Genomic DNA, 16834 nt, shown 5'->3' with positions numbered 1-16834 from the left:
GTGACAGTTAACCGGCTTTGTGGGCAACTTGGTGGACGATGGTTTGGTCTTGTGTCAACCAGTCCAACACTGCTTGGCGACTTTCCAGCATCTCCCGGTAAGTTTGTAACACAATCGGGTTGGGACTGGGTTGCTGTTGCAAATGTTCGATCCGCGCCAGCAAAAAATTGATATCGTTTTGTACTTTTTCGGCAACTTCCGTGCTGTTAAATGCTTCGTTACCGATATTTAAAATAGTCATGTAGGCGTTTTCCTTGCTGATTTTTCCGCCAACCTTTGCGAATGTGTCAAGGCGGGATGTTGATCAGTATCCTTGAATCCCAAGTGTGAAAATAGTCGCAATTCTCGCTAATGTTTGTGCGATTTGGCTTACAAGAGTGGCTGTCCCACGGATGTGAAAAGCAGCTTAGGCCTGCTGCTTTTTCAGTAGAGTAAGGCCAAACAGCAGAGTTGCCGAGAGTACGATAGCAGGACCGGCGGGGCTGTCCCACCAGTAGGAAGCGGCCAGACCGGCAAGCACCGCGATAATCCCGAGCAAGCTGGACACCACGGCCATTTGCTCCGGTGTGTGGGTGAGGCGACGACTGGCGGCGGCAGGGATAATCAGCAGCGCGGTGATCAGCAATACGCCCACCACTTTCATCGCAATCGCAATCACCAGCGCCATCAGCAGCATAAGTGCGGTGCGCACGCGGGTAACCGGTACGCCTTCCACCTGCGCCAATTCCTCGTGCACGGTAATCGCCAACAGTGGGCGCCACAGCCAGGTGAGCGCGACAATCACCAGCAGAGAGATAACCCAAATGCTGATCACATCCGTCTGACTGACCGAAAGAATGTCGCCAAATAGATAGGCCATAAGGTCAATGCGATTTTCGCTGAACACACTGACGCAGATCAGCCCGAGCGCTAGCGTAGAGTGGGACAAAATCCCCAGCAGTGTATCGGTGGCGAGGAAACGGTTGTTCTGCAACGCCACCAGAATCAGCGCCAATAACAGGCAGCCGAGCGCGATAGCGAGGTTGAGGTTGATATCCAGCAGCAGCCCGAAAGTGACACCAAGCAGCGCCGAGTGGGCGAGGGTATCGCCAAAATAAGCCATGCGGCGCCAAACCGCAAAAGCGCCTAAAGGGCCAGCGACCAGTGCTACCGCAATACCTGCAAGCAGGGCGAGGAGTAAAAAATCAGGCATGGTCATGTCCGCATGAACTGTCGTGGCGATGCACGTGGGCGCCGGGTTTAGTGATGATTACGTTGCCGTGGGTGTCGTGCTGATGATCGTGGTGATGGGTGTAAATCGCCACTTGCGGATTGGCAAGCCCGGCGGTTTCGCCAAACAGCGCCAGATAGGCAGGATCGTTAGTCACCTGCTCAGGGTGCCCCTCGCAGCAGACATGTTGGTTTAGGCAGATCACTGTATCGGTATTCGCCATCACCAAATGCAGGTCGTGGGATACCAGGAGTACGCCACACTGGCGGCGGTTGCGGATTTCATTGATCAGCGCATAGAGCGCCGATTGCCCGGTCACATCGACACCTTGCACCGGTTCATCCAACACCAGTAATTGCGGATCGCGCAACAATGCGCGCGCCAGCAGCACCCGCTGGGTCTCGCCGCCGGAGAGCGACTGCATCGGCATATTGATCAGTTTATCGATGCCGGTTAGCACCAATACTTCAGCCAGATCTGCACGCGCCTTGCCGCCGAGCGCCAGGAAGCGCGCGACTGTCAGCGGCAAGCTGGGTTCGATATGGAGTTTTTGTGGCATGTAGCCGATGCGTAAATCCGGCGCTTTTTCGATAGTGCCTTCATCGACCTTGATTAATCCCAGCACAGCGCGCACTAGCGTGGTTTTGCCCGCACCATTGGGGCCGATCAGGGTGACAATCTTGCCCGCGCGCAGGGTGAGGTCGGCGCGTTGCAAAATTTGCCGGCCATTGCGCACCACGCCCAGTCCGCGTGCCTGGATCAGAAAATCAGCCATGGTGGTGATGCTCGCTGCGTGGGTGTGTGCCTGCACAATTAGCGCAGAGACCGGAGACTTCCAGCGATTGGGTTTCCACCGCAAATCCCGCCTCTTGCGCCACGCCAATAATCTGCTGGCTCAACGCCGGTTGGTCGAGTTCAATAGCGATCCCGCAGGAGCGGCAAATCAGGAAATGACTCTGGTGTTTGATAGTGGGTGAGGGGCAACCGATAAAGGCGTTGAGCACATTAATCCGGTGGATTAGCCCCTGTTCCAACAGGAAATCCAGCGCGCGGTAAACCGTCGGCGGCGCTACACGGCGGGTATTCGCTTTGGCCAGCATCTCCATCAAGGTATAGGCGCCCAGCGGCTTGTGGTTTTGCCAGATCAGCTCCAGTACCTGCAGGCGCAAATCGGTCAGCCGCACTCCGCGTCCGATACAAAGTTGGCGCGCGGCCTCAAGCGCATCGCTGATGCAATGATTGTGATCGTGGTGACTACAGGCGATGGGGGTGTGTTCCATGGTGTATCCCGCGTTAATCGCGCCCAACCGTTAATCGTGCACAACATTGGGCAGCTAAAGGGCGATGTAAAGTCCCGGCTATGTTACTCTATAACCTTTCGTCTGGCATGTATTTCACGGGATCGTTTGGGTTATGGGGTATTGCGGTATATTTTTTCGGCATGCGCTGGCACTGCTGGGGTTAGGGTTGATCCTGGCGGTACCGGTGCAGGCAAAATTGCAGGTATTGGCAAGTATCAAGCCGCTGGCATTGATTGCCCGGGAAGTTGCGGGTGATCAGGCAGCGGTCGACACCTTGCTCCCTATCACTGCATCTCCCCATGACCATCCGCTTAAAATGTCCGATCATAAACGTCTGCGCACTGCTGATTTAGTGTTGTGGATCGGGCCGGCGCTGGAAAGTTTCCTCGCGCGTCCTTTGAGCAGTTTGCCTGCGGACAAGCTTATCACCGGTTATCAACTGGCCGGATTGAATTGGCCGGAAGAAGCGCAAGGCATAGCTCATCACCACGCTAACCATGTGCATCTCGGCAAAGACCCGCATCTCTGGCTGGACCCGCGCAATGCAATCCTGATCGCGCAGGCAGTTGCCGAGCATCTGGCGCAGTTACAGCCAGCAGCAGCGGTGCAATTCCGCGCGAATGCCCAGCGTTTTGCGACCAGCGTCCAACAACTGGATCAACAATTAGCAGCGCAACTTGCGCCGGTCAAGGATGTCGGGTTTGCGGTTTATCACGAAGGTTACGGTCATTTTGTCAGTCGCTACAACCTGCATCAGGTTGCTTATGTAACCTATAGCCCCGAGCGTCGCCCAGGTGCAAAGCACCTACAGGAATTGCGCGGGATTTTAACCAAGGAAGGGAAATGCTTATTTATGGAACCCTACTACAAAGTGCAGGGTATGGAAGAGATGGCGGCCTCGCTAAACTTGCGTATTGGTTTACTGGATCCTATTGGTGGACAACAGGTCTCCAGCTATCAACAACTCCTTCAGCAGCTCAGCGAGAGCTTTTTAACCTGCCTTGCGGATCGGCGTAGCCGCTGAGGCATGGAACGGTTTACGCATTTTCACGTTGCGTGCCTCTAGCATATCTAACTGGCGTGAATTCAACTCCATCACGAACGAATCATAGTACTGACGCACATCTTTGTCGGTCGAATTTCCTGCATCTTGCAATAGCGCCAACATGCCATCCGGCGTTGCCATCCGATGGCGAATTCCGGTTTTGTGATAAACACAGCTCGCCAGTTGTTGCATGCGAAAAATGGCAGTTTGCGAAAATATTAGGGTGTCCATGACAGCTCCCGGATAGTTAATAGCAGTTAAGGCGCGGCTCATCCGTAATAATGTGGGCGCAGCTAAGGGCTGCAATCGTCCCTGCAAAATCGAGTCTAGGGTAAAAAATAAACAGGGTGAGGGACTCAGGCGCCAGTAGTTAAGCAAATTACAAATTTGTGATCGGCATAAAAAAAGGCCCTACCTCGATCTAACAAAAAGTTATAAGACCGTAGATAGGGCTAATACACGAGGAGATAAAAAGGGATAAGACCAAGCAAAACAAAAAGTTACTAAAAATCATGCTTCACCGAAGTGTGTTCGGTGAGGCGGAATATTTACAAAGTAAATTGAGTAGCTACTTTAGCTGCCAATTGCTGCTCGAATTTAGCGTTCGCTACTTCAGCCAGCACATTGGTCTTTTCAGTCAAGTTTTCCTTAATACGCAATTCCGCGTCTTCAACTGAAGCTACCTGGGTGGCCACCGCAGTGGTCGCCAATGGAGCTTGTTGATTGTTCAGTTTCCCTGTATTGGCGCCAGTCAGAGCCAAGGTCAAAGTAGAGAAAGTTAATGCTGCAGTTAATGCCAGGTTTACAAAAGTTTGAGCTAATTTTTTCATCGTGGGTTCCTCCGATGGTGTTTTAAATTCCAGTCGCCTTGTGAGCAACCTTTCTGTCTTGGGTTAAGTTAAGAGGCTTCATCTAATCTGGTTTGGATTATTTGTTACCTCTTGTTACTCATGGTAACACATTATTTAATATTGCCTAGTCCCCGATTAAACAATTTAGTTATACGAATCATTAAAATGTGAATAAATACCGTATGTTATGGATTCAACCTAAATTTTTAATCAACTTTGGCGCGTGGTAACACCTTGTTGTGCGGGTAACACTTTTAGGCACTCTGCATTCCAGGTGTTACCAGAGATTGTGTTACCAGAAGCGGTGCGATTTGTTATGAAGGGGTTTGGTGTATCCTTCCGGCATTCGAAATCGTCCTTGGTTACCAATATTTACTATGAATCAGCCTCAATTCTCTCCCGTCCCTTTAGTTCTCGTCGATGGTTCTTCTTATCTATATCGCGCCTACCATGCCTTGCCGCCGCTAACCAATTCCAAGGGGCAACCAACCGGCGCGGTAAAAGGTGTGGTGAATATGATTCGTCGCTTGATAAAGGATTACCCAAGTAGTCCTATTGCCGTCGTATTTGACGCAAAAGGCAAAACCTTTCGCGATGAAATATTCGCCGAGTACAAAGCCAATCGTCCGCCCATGCCCGACGATTTACGCCCGCAAGTTCAGCCAATTCTCGATATCGTCCAGGCGATGGGCTTACCGCTATTAGTGATTGATGGCGTAGAAGCTGACGATGTAATTGGCACGCTCGCTCGCCAGGCAACCGAACAAAAACGCGCTGTAGTCATTTCGACTGGCGATAAAGATATGGCGCAATTGGTGAACGAACATGTCACGCTCGTTAATACCATGACGGAAACTGTATTGGATATTCCTGGCGTAAATGCCAAATACGGTTTTGGTCCGGAGTTGATGATTGATTACCTCGCGCTCATGGGCGACAAGGTTGATAACATTCCCGGTGTGCCTGGTGTTGGCGAAAAAACTGCGCAAGGATTAATTCAAGGGCTGGGCAGTTTGGATGCTATCTATGCTGATCTGGAAAAAGTGCGCACACTTGCATTTCGCGGCGCGAAAACCATGCCGGAAAAATTAATTGAACACCGTGAAATGGCGTATCTCTCTTATCGTCTCGCCACCATTAAAACCGATGTTGCATTACCATTTTGTCCTGAATCAATTCAACATTCGCAACCGGACCACAAACGTTTGCGCGAATTGTTTGAAGATCTGGAATTTAAAAGTTGGATAAAAGATTTAGGTGAAATTAATAATGCGAATGCATCTGCAGCGATAGACAGTGTTGCGGGAAGTGCAGAAGAAATTGCAGAAAAAAATACGGAAGAAAAAATCGCGCAATTAACGCCGGTAGTCCCTGCTGAAAACCGTTATGACATTATTACTGATAAAGCCATATTTGCCGATTGGCTTGCACGCTTGCAGCAAGCGGCACAATTTTCATTCGATACTGAAACAACCGCGCTGGAAATTATGGATGCACGCATTGTCGGTGTTAGCTTTGCGATTGAAGCCGGGGTTGCTGCCTACATTCCTTGTGGACACGATTACATGGGCGCGCCGGAACAGCTTGATCTTGAGTGGGTGTTGCAAGCATTAAAACCGATTTTGGAAGATTCGAAAAAAATAAAAATTGGCCAGAATTTAAAATACGATCGCAGTGTGCTGCTCAACTACGGAATTGAATTGCGTGGGATTGAATTCGATACCATGCTTGAATCCTATGTGTGGAATTCCATCGGCAGTCGTCACAATATGGATGATCTCGCGCAAAATTATCTTGATTATAAAACTGTAACCTTTGAGGAAATCGCCGGTAAAGGTGTTAAGCAACTTACCTTCAATCAACTAAACGTTGAAGATGCAGGCCATTATGCTGCAGAAGATGCCGATATCACGCTGCGCTTACATCAATTTTTCTGGCCGCACCTGGAACAGGTGGCACCGTTAAAATCCGTATTTGAAACTATCGAAATGCCACTGTTGCCCGTGCTCTCCCGCATTGAGCGCAACGGCACTCTGGTTGATGCTAAATTGTTAGGGCAGCAGAGCCTGGAATTGGGTGAGCGATTAACGCAGCTTGAACGCAAAGCCTATGAAATTGCAGGCCAGGAATTTAACTTGAGTTCGCCTAAACAATTGGGGACAATTTTATTTGAGCAGCAAAAATTGCCCGTACTGAAAAAAACACCTACAGGTACGCCGTCTACTGCAGAAGACGTATTGCAGGAATTGGCGTTGGATTATCCGCTACCTAAAGTATTGATGGAATATCGCGGCCTTGCGAAATTAAAATCAACTTATACCGATAAATTACCCCTGGTTATTAACAAGCGCACCGGGCGCATTCATACCAGCTATCACCAAGCGGTAGCGGCGACGGGTCGCTTATCATCGCAGGATCCCAACCTGCAAAATATCCCCATTAAAACCGAAGAAGGCCGCCGTATCCGCCAGGCATTTATTGCGCCGCAAGGTTATAAATTGGTGGCTGCTGACTATTCGCAAATTGAACTGCGAATCATGGCGCACTTATCTGACGATGTTGGGTTACTCAGCGCGTTTGAAAAAGGCTTGGATGTGCACCGTGCGACGGCGGCAGAAGTATTTGGTGTGACGCTGGATTCGGTCTCGTCAGAAATGCGTCGCAGCGCCAAGGCGATTAACTTCGGTTTGATTTACGGCATGTCGGCATTTGGTCTCGCCAAACAATTGCATCTCGGCCGCAATGAAGCGCAGCAATATATTGATCGTTACTTCGAGCGTTACCCCGGTGTGCAACGCTACATGAATAATATCCGTGCGCTTGCACATGAACAGGGCTATGTAGAAACCTTATTTGGCCGCCGTTTATATTTGCCCGAGATCAACGCCAAAAATAAAAATTTGCAGATGGGGGCAGAGCGCACAGCAATTAACGCTCCTATGCAGGGTACTGCTGCGGACATTATTAAAACCGCGATGATTAAAGTACAAGCCTGGTTGGATGCGGTGCAGCTCGATGCAAAAATCATTATGCAAGTACACGATGAATTGGTGTTGGAGGCTGCAGAAGCGCAAATCGAGCAGGTTCGAGCAGGCCTTATCGAGCATATGTCGGGTGCAGCCAGGCTCAAGGTGCCACTGTTAGTGGAGGTGGGTGTCGGTAACAATTGGGATGAGGCGCATTGAGTGGGAACATCGCTGGAAATGGGATGCCATAAGCACAACCTATATGAACCTTATCTTAACGGAGTATTGGTTTGGTCGATTTTCAAGTCCCAATTTGCATAATTTAAAAACTTTAACGCTTTGTTAAATAAAGAGTTTTTTCAATTAACAAAGAATTGTGCAAATTTTTTTAAAATAGTTTGAACTTATTTTGAAAAGGGTGGGTCTCAGTTATGTGTGTTTTACGATCATGAGCTAACTCCTCCCCTAATGGCGTTTAAGCCAGCTGAGCGAAAGATATAGATGCTAAGCAAACCCCGATTTTATCGGGGTTTTTTTTGCCTGCCATTTGGCTAATTAACAGGAGGGATTGTGCAAAAACTGTTGCAGTTACAAAGCTTTACGTTTCTGCATGAACTTTTTTTGGCGGTGTTGAGTCCTATCTACAACGTTGATATATGGCGCTTGATTTTTACCGGCTTACCTTTGTGGTCTTCTCTTGGTCTCTGACCTAGCCCATCTGGCATCACCCCAAGGGTGCCAGTTCTTTCCGATGATTTACCCAAATCATCGGTTTTTTTATTGGGGCGCAGGTTCTTCGTTAACCTGAGCTGGTTCCGGCGCCAACCAGCATTGTAGCTTTGCCTTAAGTTCATCAAGACCGGCATATTTCAATGCGGAAAAACACTGGACGGTGACCAACTCATTGAGCTTGGCCTGTTTTAGTTGTTTCTGTACTGCGAACAGGGCGTTGTTGGCTTGCATGCGGCTCAGCTTGTCAGCCTTGGTGAGCAGGATGTGGATCGGCATATTGCCTCTGATCGCCCAGTCCAACATGGTGGTATCAAATTCTTGCAGTGGATGGCGGATATCCATCAGCAACACCAGCCCTTTCAGGCATTGGCGCTTCTGCAGGTATTCCGATAAATCCCGCTGCCACTTTTCTTTTTGCTCACGCGATACTTTGGCGTAGCCATAGCCCGGCAGATCCACCAATCGCTGGGTGTCGCTTACATTAAAAAAGTTGATCAACTGGGTACGGCCAGGGGTTTTACTGGTGCGCGCCAGCTTTTGGTTGGTCAAGGCATTGATGGCGCTTGATTTGCCCGCGTTGGAGCGGCCGGCAAAGGCAACTTCATAGCCGGTTTCCGGCGGACATTCGCGGATGCTGGGGGCACTCTTGGTAAAATAAGCCTTGGTAAATACGATCTCGGTCAAGATAATAACCCTTCAAAATAGTGTGTTATTAGCGCGTTGGTAATATAATGCCGCCGCTTTTACCGGCCGCCGTGCGCGCCAAAAGCGGGATTACTGCGGAATAGGGGTGGGATTGTAGCTTGTTGACCCGTCATTAAGCGAACCTCAGGCTAATTCTTGCTTATACTCGTTATCTAAAGACGCATGCATAACAATCAGATTCATCGATCAAATCGGATTAGCCAATGAAACATATCGTAAGAAATGCACTTTTATCACTGGGTTTGGTAGCTGTTGCCCAGGGTGCCATCGCTGCAGGGGATGCTGCCGCTGGTGCAACCAAGGCAGCCGTATGCGGCGCTTGCCATGGTGCGGACGGCAATAGCTTGATGGGAACCTTCCCGAAGTTGGCCGGTTTGGGCGAGCGTTACCTGTTGAAACAGATGACTGATATCCAGGAATGGGATCTTGAAAAAGACCCGGTGAAAAAAGCGGTTACCGGCCGTGAAGTACCGGAAATGACGGGCCAGCTTATTGCGTTGACCAAACAAGATCTGGCTGACATAGCCGCGTATTTTGCGGCGCAGACAACCCAGTTATCCGGCTCCAGGAAAATCGAAGTGCAAGTAAACTCCGGTATTAAAGTAGATGGCCTGGAACTGGGTGAGCGTATTTTCCGCGCCGGTAACCCAACTACCAGTGTGCCTGCCTGTACCGGTTGCCACGCGCCGGATGGCAAGGGCAATATCCCCGCGGGCTTCCCACGTTTGAGCGGCCAGCACCCGGAGTATGTAGAGAAGCAATTACGCGCGTTCCGCTCCGGTGATCGCACCAATGACGGCGACCAGGCTATCATGCGCGCTGTAGCTGACAAGCTGAACGATGCTGAAATCGTAGCATTGGCTAACTTCATTGCCGGATTACACTAATAAACGTCGGCAAGCTCGATGTTAAATGAAGAAGAAAAGGCGACCTCGGTCGCCTTTTTTGTATCGCTACTTTACAGATCCTGCTGGGCGCTGGAGAATCCGGCTCCAGATTGGGAACTTGGATGACATTTGCAGGACTAAGCCCGCAGTAATCCAACACATTTCATGATTCACACACATTATCTTTTCACAATAAAAGCACTGAGGAGCGATTTATGCGTATTTTGGTAGCCCTACTGGGTCTGGTTTTTTCCCTGAGCGCCTGTGCCCAGGAGGCGTCAAGCCAATATCTGGAAGGTCAACACTATGTTGTGCTGGAGCAGCCGGTTCGCACTACCGATCCAGGCAAGATCGAAGTGGCTGAAGTGTTCGCCTATTCCTGCCCGCACTGCTTCGATTTTGAACCCCTGCTGCAAGCGTGGGAAAAGAAACAAGGTAAAGATGTATACCTTTCACAAACCCACGCCATGTGGAATCCGCAAATGGAGCCGCTGGTTCGCGGTTACTACACCTCGGTTGCATTGGGCATCAAAGAAAAAACCCACATGGCGATCTTCAACGCTCTGCATTTGGAACACAAGCAAATCAATACTCCAGATCAGTGGGCAGACTTTTTCACCACTTATGGCATTGATAAGGCCAAAGTACTGAGTACCTATAACTCTTTCGGTGTAACCAGCCAGATCAAACAAGCGGAAGCACGTGCCCGTGGATACAAAGTTACCGGTACTCCCGAGATGGTAGTGGAAGGTAAATACCGCGTGAGTTCACGTCTGGCCGGCGGCCATGCAGAAATGCTGAAAGTGGTGGATTTCCTGGTCGCTAAAGTACGTGCTGAGCGCGGTACCAAAGCGCCAGCCCAGTAATCACGTCGTTGTAGATCAAAACAAAACCCGCAGCGGGAAACCGCTGCGGGTTTTGTCGTTTTAGCGATCTGTTATTGGTTTTAGTGGCGCCTGAATTAAAGATGGGTTTTTTGTGTCGGGAAAAGGTGAATTGACGATCACTGGCTATACTCTGGAATACCTTCCCCCTAAGACCCTATCCAGCAGGTTCCAATGTTGTTATGACAGTCAATTCCGGCGATAAAAATAACTGGCGAGAAAAGTACCTCAACGCTCTGGACGAGCAGGAGCAGTTAGAAAAAAAGTTTGCCAGCCAACAGGAATTGCTGCGTAGCGCATTAGTAAGGGTCAGTATTGCCGCCGATGGTCAGGACGAATCCCTCGACCAGATCATGTCCAAGCTGCGTGAAAAACTGCGCAGTGATATCAGTTCAGTCGATATGAGCGGGTTGCTGTCGCAACTTGAAGGCGCGGCCCTGGCCTTTGAGCAGCATCGCGAAGAGAGTGCAAAAGAAGTCCATCAGGCCTTAATGGATACTACCAAGCCGCTGCATAACTTCCGCTTATCGCGCGGCGTTAAAAAAGAACTCAGCGACTATTTGATGCAGTTGCCCCAACGCAGCAAAAAAGTGCGCCTTTATCCTGCGCTCCTGCAGCAGCTGGCCAGTATCCAACAGCAAGCGCTCAGCGAAATCGAACAACCCAAAGCGGGCTTGTTCGATAAAATTCTGGGCGGTAAAACCCCTGCAAAGGTGGAGGTCGACCACGATGAGGTTGAGCCTGCTAATCCTGTTGATAATGAAAGTGTCATCGCCGACTTGCCGCCAATTGCCGAGGCTCGCGCAATCCCTTCGGCCAATTATTTAAATGCTGATTACGCAGCGCAATTACTGGCAGTGCTCAACCAGTTTTTTAACAGTCTTGAAAGCGATATAACTATCAAAACCAAAGTTGATGCCATGCGCCGTAAACTGGAGCAGGGGATCACCATAGATAATTTGATTCCTTTATTGAATGGCGTGCGCGATTTGGTGGTGGAAGCTTATCTCGCCGCTAATCAAGCGTTTGCCACCTATTTGAAAAATGTTAATCAGGAACTCGCCGAGATTTACATGTTGCTTGGCGGTGCGGTAAAAAATACGCAAGATGAACGCGCGGCATCACGCAAATTGCAGGCGGATGTAATGCGCGAAATGAGCGATTTGGAAAATACCGCCGATAGCGCTACCGATATCAATCAGCTCAAAGATACAGTGAAATCGCAGCTCGGCAATATTCGCCAGGTTATCGATCACTATCAACAAACCGATCATGCACAGCAACATTTAGCAGAACAGTTGGCGACGCTCGGCGCAAAAATAAAAACTATGGAAGTGGAGGCGGAAAAAAACCGCACCAGCCTGGAGCGACATCGCCAAAAAGCGTTGCAGGATCCACTCACTGAATTGCCGAATCGCGAAGCTTACAACGAACGTGCGAGCGCAGAAGTCCAACGTTGGCAGCGTTACGGGCGCCCGTTAACGATTGCCATTTTTGATATCGATCACTTCAAACGCATTAACGACAGTTATGGACACCAAGCGGGTGATCGCGTGATTAAAGTAATCGGTCGCTCCATTGCCAAACGCTTGCGCGAAGTCGATTTTTTCTGTCGCTACGGCGGCGAAGAATTTGTGGCACTCATGCCGGAAACTGATAGTGAAACGGCACTGGGTGTATTGGAAAAAGTGCGCGACGCAATTGCCAACGCGGCATTCAATTATAAAGACCAGCCTATGTCGATCACTTTGTCGGTCGGGTTAACAGAATTTAAAATCAATGATGTGCTGGAAACTGCTTTCGAGCGCGCCGATCAAGCACTCTACAACGCAAAATCAATGGGGCGAAACCGCTGCCATTTAGCCCGATAAGCAGTAGTCCGATATGAAGAGGTAAATGATGCTCGTCAACAACAGGATTTCAAAATTTATAGCGCGATTCATAATTACCTATCGATTTTTATTGGCTATCTTTTTCTATTTTGCATTGCCTGGCTACGCCGGACAATTTGCGCTAAATGTTGTTGACTCCCAAGGTAAACCTGTTAAGGATGCGGTGGCCGCAATTGTGCCGGCACAAAAAATAAATTACGCAACGCAACCAACGGCATTTATGGATCAACGCCAAAATATGTTTGTACCGCGAGTATTGGCAATTCGCGTCAATACCCAAGTGCGATTTCCCAATGGTGATGATATTCGCCATCACGTCTATTCGTTTTCTCCCGCGAAAAAATTTGAATTGCGTTTATATCACGGCATGACCGCCGAACCCGTGTTGTTTGATAAGCCGGGCACGGTAGTTCTCGGCTGTAATATTCACGACTCCATGGTAGCGTACATTTATGTTGTCGATACGGATTATTTTGCCGTCGCCGATGAACAGGGAAAAATTAATATTAATGCTCCGGCAGGAAACTACCAATTACAAATTTTCCATCCACAAATGACGGATAATTATCCTGACTCGACCGTCACTTTGGCAGAGACAGCTGCGCTGCAGAAAACAATTACCCTTGATAATTTATCCGCATCATCTTCCAGTAAGCCAGCCGACGAATTTTCCAATTTATTTTAATCAGGTAAAGGCATGCCAAAATTCAGTTACCTGCTAAAACTGCTTGCCTTTTTGATTGGTTTGGTGATTGTGCTTGAAACCATATCCTATCTGGCGACACGTTTGGTGATCAATAAAGCCGTTACCCAAAATGCGCGCGAAGGGCTGTTGGCCGGTGGTGAGTTATTTACCCGAATCATGCAAAAAAATGTAGAGCAGCTCGCGCTCTCGGTAAAAATTCTGACTGAGGATTTTGGTTTTAAAGATGCTGTTGCAACTAACGATGAAAAAACAATTGCCTCCGCATTAATTAACCACTCTGCGCGCGTTAAAGCCGATATAGGTGTGTTAATTACTGCTGATGGAAAGCTGATCGCAAGCGATCATTCTTTCGGCTTACAAATTGCGGAAGAATTTAACGACCTCAAGGCGCAAGCGCAAACACGCGGTCAAGCTTATGACATCATCCTTATCGACGGGCGCGCATATCAGTTTGTAATGTTTACTGTTAAAGCACCGGTGGTGATTGGTCTGGCCGGCATGGGCTTTGAAATAAAACAGGACTTCAGCGCTGATTTGCAACGGCTTACCGGTTTGGAAGTTTCGTTTGTCAGTCACGACGGTAACCGATTCCATTATTTGAGCGGCACACTGGAAAATCAACCTGCCCATCAGTTGATTGCCGAATTGGAGGAAGAAAAAAAGCAGGGTGAAGTATTTTTTTATGATGGTCTTATTTCGCTGGCAGTGCCCGCGGCGCGACAAAACAATCATTTACTCGCCGTTCTACAGGTTCCACTGAATAAAGTACTGGCGCCTTTTTCACATTTAAACGTGCAGCTTTTTTTATTGGCATTGGTATTTTCTGCATTAGCCGGTGTCGCTGCATTATTTTTAGCGCGCAGTGTGACGCGCCCGGTTAGTGTGCTTGCTGATATCGCGCGTCGTATTGCCGGTGGTTTTTATGCGACGCCAATTGCAGTTACCTCTAAAGATGAGTTAGGCGATTTGGCACGTGCGTTTATCAGTATGCAAAAAGCCATCGGTGAACGCGAACAACAAGTTGTCCATCAGTCAGAGCATGATCCGCTTACCGGTCTACCCAATCGCCTGCGCATTTTCCCTGAATTGGAAAGTGCCATATCGCGCTCACGGCCATTAAATCAACAAGTGTATTTATTGGTAATCGATATAAAAAATTTCACGCAAATTAATGACGAATTAAGCCAAGAGATTGGCGACGCGGTACTGCGTGAAGTGGGGCAAAAAATTGGCAGGATATTAACTCATGGCGATGTATTGCGTTTAGGCAGCGATGAGTTCCTGGTTATTTTGATGGCAGAAAATAATGAGACCATCGCTGAACTGACCGGATTAATCCACACTGCATTTAAAACTCCGCTGTTGGTTAGCGGCCTGCAAGTCAGTATTGACGTCAATATCGGTATAGCGAATTACCCAAACGATGCGGATTCTGCTGAATCGCTTTTTCGCCGCGCTAATCTTGCGCTGAATCAAGGGCGTGCCAATGAAAAGCACAGTTGTTGGTATGAACAAGGCTGGGATGAGCAGCATTTGCGGCGCCTGCTCCTGTTCCGCGAGTTTGAAGGCTCGTTAAGCGCGGGCCATATCAGTTTGTATTACCAACCTAAAATTAATTTGGAACAGCCAAATACTCTGGGTGCTGAGGCGTTAGTGCGTTGGTGTCATCCTGAATTAGGCTTCGTCAGTCCTGATGAATTTATCAGTGTGATCGAAAGCTCGGGCCAGATTACGATTTTAACGCGCTGGGTATTAAAAACGGCTATTTCACAATTGCGAAAGTTATTGGACGAAAACATAAAAATTACCTGCTCGGTAAATTTATCGGCATTGGATTTATTAGTGGATGATCTTCCTGCTTACTTGGCTGAATTACTTCAATCCCATAAAGTGCCGGCAAAAAATCTGTATCTGGAAATTACCGAGAGCGCGATTATGCGCGAAGCCGATAAATGCCTTAATAATTTACGCCGCCTGCGCGATTTGGGCTTGACCTTATCGATTGATGATTTTGGTACGGGTTATTCATCGCTCTCGCAATTAAAAAAATTACCGGTATCGGAATTAAAAATTGACAAGTCTTTCATTTTAAATTTGGCGACCAATGCTGATGACCAATTGATTGTGCGTTCAACGATTGATTTAGGCCACACCCTGGGTTTGAGTGTCACTGCAGAGGGGGTGGAATCGGAAGCGATTAGGGATTTACTAAAAAGCTATGGTTGCGATACGGCGCAGGGTTACTTGTATAGCAAGCCATTGCCGGCAAAAGATTTTATTCAGTGGATTCACCAGTATTTAATGGAATTTTCATCATGAAAATTAGCCGTAATTGTGTAGCAATAGTAAGTGTGTTTTCATCTGTTTTTGCTTCCGCTGCGACATTGGATCTGGACAGTGACAGCGCTATTTCGCGCAGCCGATTATTAGCGACAGGTGGTGCCAGCACGCTTGAGGGCGCGGCGGGTGGCGGTATTGTGCCAATGGCAGTACTTTCCGGTTATGGCGCACAGGAGGAACAGAGTGCTGTGGCATTTGCCAGCTATGTGGATACCGGAGATTACCAACTGGAAGTAGCGGGTGCGAGTGTGAGTTGGCGTAACCGCGTTGAATTATCGTTTGCGCAACAAAAATTAACCCATGATTCACTGACTGCCGCGTTAAGTTTACCGACTGATTCAATCAGCCAGCGCATTATTTCTACCAAAGTGCGTGTGCTCGGCGATTTAATTTATACACCTGTACCGCAAATCAGCATTGGTGTGCAGCATAAAAGGAACCTGGATTTTTTAGTGCCGGATGCTGTGGGAGCAAAAAAAGATTCCGGTACGGATATCAATGTAACTGCCACCAAATTAATTTTAGGCGGATTTTTAAATCGCAATTTGTTGCTCAATGCCAATCTGCGTTACACCAATGCCAATCAAACCGGCCTTGTTGGTTTTGGTGGTGATAAAAATAACGATAAAGAATTGTTGCCGGAAGTATCGGCCGGGGTGTTATTAAATCGTCAATGGCTGGTGGGTGCGGAGTATCGCCAGAAACCCAGCAATTTATCTTTTATCAAAGAAGATGATTGGCAAACAATTTTTGTCGGTTGGTTCCCGACCAAACGAATTGCAGTGGTTGCAGCCTACGTTGACTTGGGCGAGGTAGCCACGTTTAAAGACCAGACCGGTTGGTATTTATCGCTACAAGGGAGTTTTTAATAATGATGCAGCACATTGGAAAATTCATTATCGGTATTGTGTTGTGCGGGTTTTTAACCGCATGCGCCAATCAACCCCGCCAACAATCCCTTTACGATGCGCTTGGTCAATATGAAGGCATCACTAAAATTACCCATCAACTCATTCTGGTTATCGCTAAAGACGAACGCATAAAACATCGTTACAAGGGCGCTAATATGCAGCGTTTTAAAAAAGGCTTGTCGGATTATATTTGTGCTGCAGTAGAAGGTCCTTGTGAATATACCGGCGATACTATGCAAATGGTGCACGCCGGGCATAACTACACCAACACCGAATTTAATGCGATTGTGGATGATTTAATTCTGGCGATGGAGCAGTGCGATATTCCGGTTGCTACGCAGAACCGGTTGCTTGCCAAATTAGCACCGACGTATAAAGATGTGGTTTATCAATAATGATTAATC

16 protein-coding genes are annotated in these 16834 nt (G+C 48.3%); 9 read left to right on the top strand and 7 right to left on the bottom strand.

Going from position 1 to position 16834, the window contains the following annotated elements; translation table 11 throughout:
• Positions 1-7: 7 nt before the first annotated feature.
• The 4 genes from AC1RJL_RS14965 to AC1RJL_RS14950 all read right to left on the bottom strand — a co-directional run bounded on the left by AC1RJL_RS14965 (position 8) and on the right by AC1RJL_RS14950 (position 2490).
• Positions 8-241: a hypothetical protein gene (locus AC1RJL_RS14965; RefSeq protein WP_492915405.1), complete on the bottom strand. Its 234-nt coding sequence runs from the start codon at positions 239-241 to the stop codon at positions 8-10.
• Positions 242-406: 165 nt separating this feature from the next.
• Positions 407-1192: a zinc ABC transporter permease subunit ZnuB gene (gene znuB, locus AC1RJL_RS14960; RefSeq protein WP_492915403.1), complete on the bottom strand. Its 786-nt coding sequence runs from the start codon at positions 1190-1192 to the stop codon at positions 407-409.
• Positions 1185-1985, bottom strand: coding sequence for a zinc ABC transporter ATP-binding protein ZnuC (znuC, locus tag AC1RJL_RS14955; RefSeq protein WP_492915401.1), 801 nt, complete (start codon positions 1983-1985; stop codon positions 1185-1187). The genes znuB and znuC overlap by 8 nt, the downstream gene beginning before the upstream one ends.
• Positions 1978-2490 carry a Fur family transcriptional regulator gene (locus tag AC1RJL_RS14950; protein WP_492915399.1) on the bottom strand — a complete coding sequence of 171 codons (513 nt, stop codon included), beginning with the start codon at positions 2488-2490 and terminating at the stop codon, positions 1978-1980. The genes znuC and AC1RJL_RS14950 overlap by 8 nt, the downstream gene beginning before the upstream one ends.
• A 133-nt stretch (positions 2491-2623) precedes the next feature.
• Here AC1RJL_RS14950 and AC1RJL_RS14945 point away from each other — a divergent pair, with 133 nt between their 5' ends.
• Complete coding sequence (locus tag AC1RJL_RS14945) at positions 2624-3535, top strand: zinc ABC transporter substrate-binding protein (RefSeq protein WP_492915397.1); 912 nt, start codon at positions 2624-2626, stop codon at positions 3533-3535.
• Here the strand turns inward: AC1RJL_RS14945 and AC1RJL_RS14940 are convergent.
• Both AC1RJL_RS14940 and AC1RJL_RS14935 read right to left on the bottom strand, forming a co-directional pair.
• Positions 3503-3787 (bottom strand): hypothetical protein, encoded by a 285-nt coding sequence (locus AC1RJL_RS14940; protein WP_492915395.1) that lies wholly within the window; start codon positions 3785-3787, stop codon positions 3503-3505. The two genes, AC1RJL_RS14945 and AC1RJL_RS14940, sit on opposite strands and share 33 nt — an antisense overlap.
• A gap of 317 nt (positions 3788-4104) precedes the next feature.
• On the bottom strand, positions 4105-4386 hold the full coding sequence (locus tag AC1RJL_RS14935) for a hypothetical protein (RefSeq protein ID WP_492915393.1): 282 nt from the start codon (positions 4384-4386) through the stop codon (positions 4105-4107).
• Between the two features lie 398 nt (positions 4387-4784).
• On the opposite strand from AC1RJL_RS14935, the gene polA reads away from it, so the two are divergent.
• On the top strand, positions 4785-7592 hold the full coding sequence (polA, locus tag AC1RJL_RS14930; RefSeq protein WP_492915391.1) for a DNA polymerase I: 2808 nt from the start codon (positions 4785-4787) through the stop codon (positions 7590-7592).
• A gap of 558 nt (positions 7593-8150) precedes the next feature.
• On the opposite strand, the gene yihA is transcribed toward polA, so the two are convergent.
• Positions 8151-8789, bottom strand: a complete 639-nt coding sequence (yihA, locus tag AC1RJL_RS14925) for a ribosome biogenesis GTP-binding protein YihA/YsxC (protein WP_492915389.1) — start codon at positions 8787-8789, stop codon at positions 8151-8153.
• 224 nt (positions 8790-9013) lie between these two features.
• Here yihA and AC1RJL_RS14920 point away from each other — a divergent pair, with 224 nt between their 5' ends.
• From AC1RJL_RS14920 to AC1RJL_RS14890, 7 genes are all read left to right on the top strand, one after another.
• Complete coding sequence (locus AC1RJL_RS14920) at positions 9014-9697, top strand: c-type cytochrome (protein ID WP_492915387.1); 684 nt, start codon at positions 9014-9016, stop codon at positions 9695-9697.
• 215 nt (positions 9698-9912) lie between these two features.
• Positions 9913-10563 carry a thiol:disulfide interchange protein DsbA/DsbL gene (locus AC1RJL_RS14915; RefSeq protein ID WP_492915385.1) on the top strand — a complete coding sequence of 217 codons (651 nt, stop codon included), beginning with the start codon at positions 9913-9915 and terminating at the stop codon, positions 10561-10563.
• A gap of 200 nt (positions 10564-10763) precedes the next feature.
• Complete coding sequence (locus AC1RJL_RS14910; RefSeq protein WP_492915383.1) at positions 10764-12452, top strand: GGDEF domain-containing protein; 1689 nt, start codon at positions 10764-10766, stop codon at positions 12450-12452.
• Positions 12453-12543: 91 nt separating this feature from the next.
• Positions 12544-13158 (top strand): methylamine utilization protein, encoded by a 615-nt coding sequence (locus AC1RJL_RS14905; protein WP_492915381.1) that lies wholly within the window; start codon positions 12544-12546, stop codon positions 13156-13158.
• Between the two features lie 12 nt (positions 13159-13170).
• Positions 13171-15498 (top strand): putative bifunctional diguanylate cyclase/phosphodiesterase, encoded by a 2328-nt coding sequence (locus tag AC1RJL_RS14900; RefSeq protein WP_492915380.1) that lies wholly within the window; start codon positions 13171-13173, stop codon positions 15496-15498.
• Entirely contained in the window at positions 15495-16388 is an 894-nt protein-coding gene (locus AC1RJL_RS14895) for a DUF3034 family protein (RefSeq protein WP_492915378.1), read from the top strand. The genes AC1RJL_RS14900 and AC1RJL_RS14895 overlap by 4 nt, the downstream gene beginning before the upstream one ends.
• A 2-nt stretch (positions 16389-16390) precedes the next feature.
• The gene (locus AC1RJL_RS14890) at positions 16391-16825 is read left to right on the top strand and encodes a group I truncated hemoglobin (RefSeq protein ID WP_492915376.1); all 435 of its coding nucleotides are present in this window, start codon (positions 16391-16393) and stop codon (positions 16823-16825) included.
• Positions 16826-16834: the final 9 nt, after the last annotated feature.

This window comes from Cellvibrio sp. GW822-FHT04B05 (genome assembly GCF_058800985.1).
Note: the sequence above shows the minus strand (reverse complement) of the source record. Positions and strands in the feature narration are given on the sequence as shown.

Coding starts and splice junctions, on each gene's coding strand:
- znuB (WP_492915403.1), bottom strand. CDS start 1,192: ATGCCTGATTTTTTACTCCTCGCCCTGCTTGCAGGTATTGCGGTAGCA.
- AC1RJL_RS14935 (WP_492915393.1), bottom strand. CDS start 4,386: ATGAAAAAATTAGCTCAAACTTTTGTAAACCTGGCATTAACTGCAGCA.
- AC1RJL_RS14900 (WP_492915380.1), top strand. CDS start 13,171: ATGCCAAAATTCAGTTACCTGCTAAAACTGCTTGCCTTTTTGATTGGT.
- AC1RJL_RS14910 (WP_492915383.1), top strand. CDS start 10,764: ATGACAGTCAATTCCGGCGATAAAAATAACTGGCGAGAAAAGTACCTC.
- AC1RJL_RS14945 (WP_492915397.1), top strand. CDS start 2,624: ATGGGGTATTGCGGTATATTTTTTCGGCATGCGCTGGCACTGCTGGGG.
- AC1RJL_RS14890 (WP_492915376.1), top strand. CDS start 16,391: ATGATGCAGCACATTGGAAAATTCATTATCGGTATTGTGTTGTGCGGG.
- AC1RJL_RS14965 (WP_492915405.1), bottom strand. CDS start 241: ATGACTATTTTAAATATCGGTAACGAAGCATTTAACAGCACGGAAGTT.
- AC1RJL_RS14915 (WP_492915385.1), top strand. CDS start 9,913: ATGCGTATTTTGGTAGCCCTACTGGGTCTGGTTTTTTCCCTGAGCGCC.
- polA (WP_492915391.1), top strand. CDS start 4,785: ATGAATCAGCCTCAATTCTCTCCCGTCCCTTTAGTTCTCGTCGATGGT.
- AC1RJL_RS14895 (WP_492915378.1), top strand. CDS start 15,495: ATGAAAATTAGCCGTAATTGTGTAGCAATAGTAAGTGTGTTTTCATCT.
- AC1RJL_RS14950 (WP_492915399.1), bottom strand. CDS start 2,490: ATGGAACACACCCCCATCGCCTGTAGTCACCACGATCACAATCATTGC.
- AC1RJL_RS14920 (WP_492915387.1), top strand. CDS start 9,014: ATGAAACATATCGTAAGAAATGCACTTTTATCACTGGGTTTGGTAGCT.
- znuC (WP_492915401.1), bottom strand. CDS start 1,985: ATGGCTGATTTTCTGATCCAGGCACGCGGACTGGGCGTGGTGCGCAAT.
- AC1RJL_RS14940 (WP_492915395.1), bottom strand. CDS start 3,787: ATGGACACCCTAATATTTTCGCAAACTGCCATTTTTCGCATGCAACAA.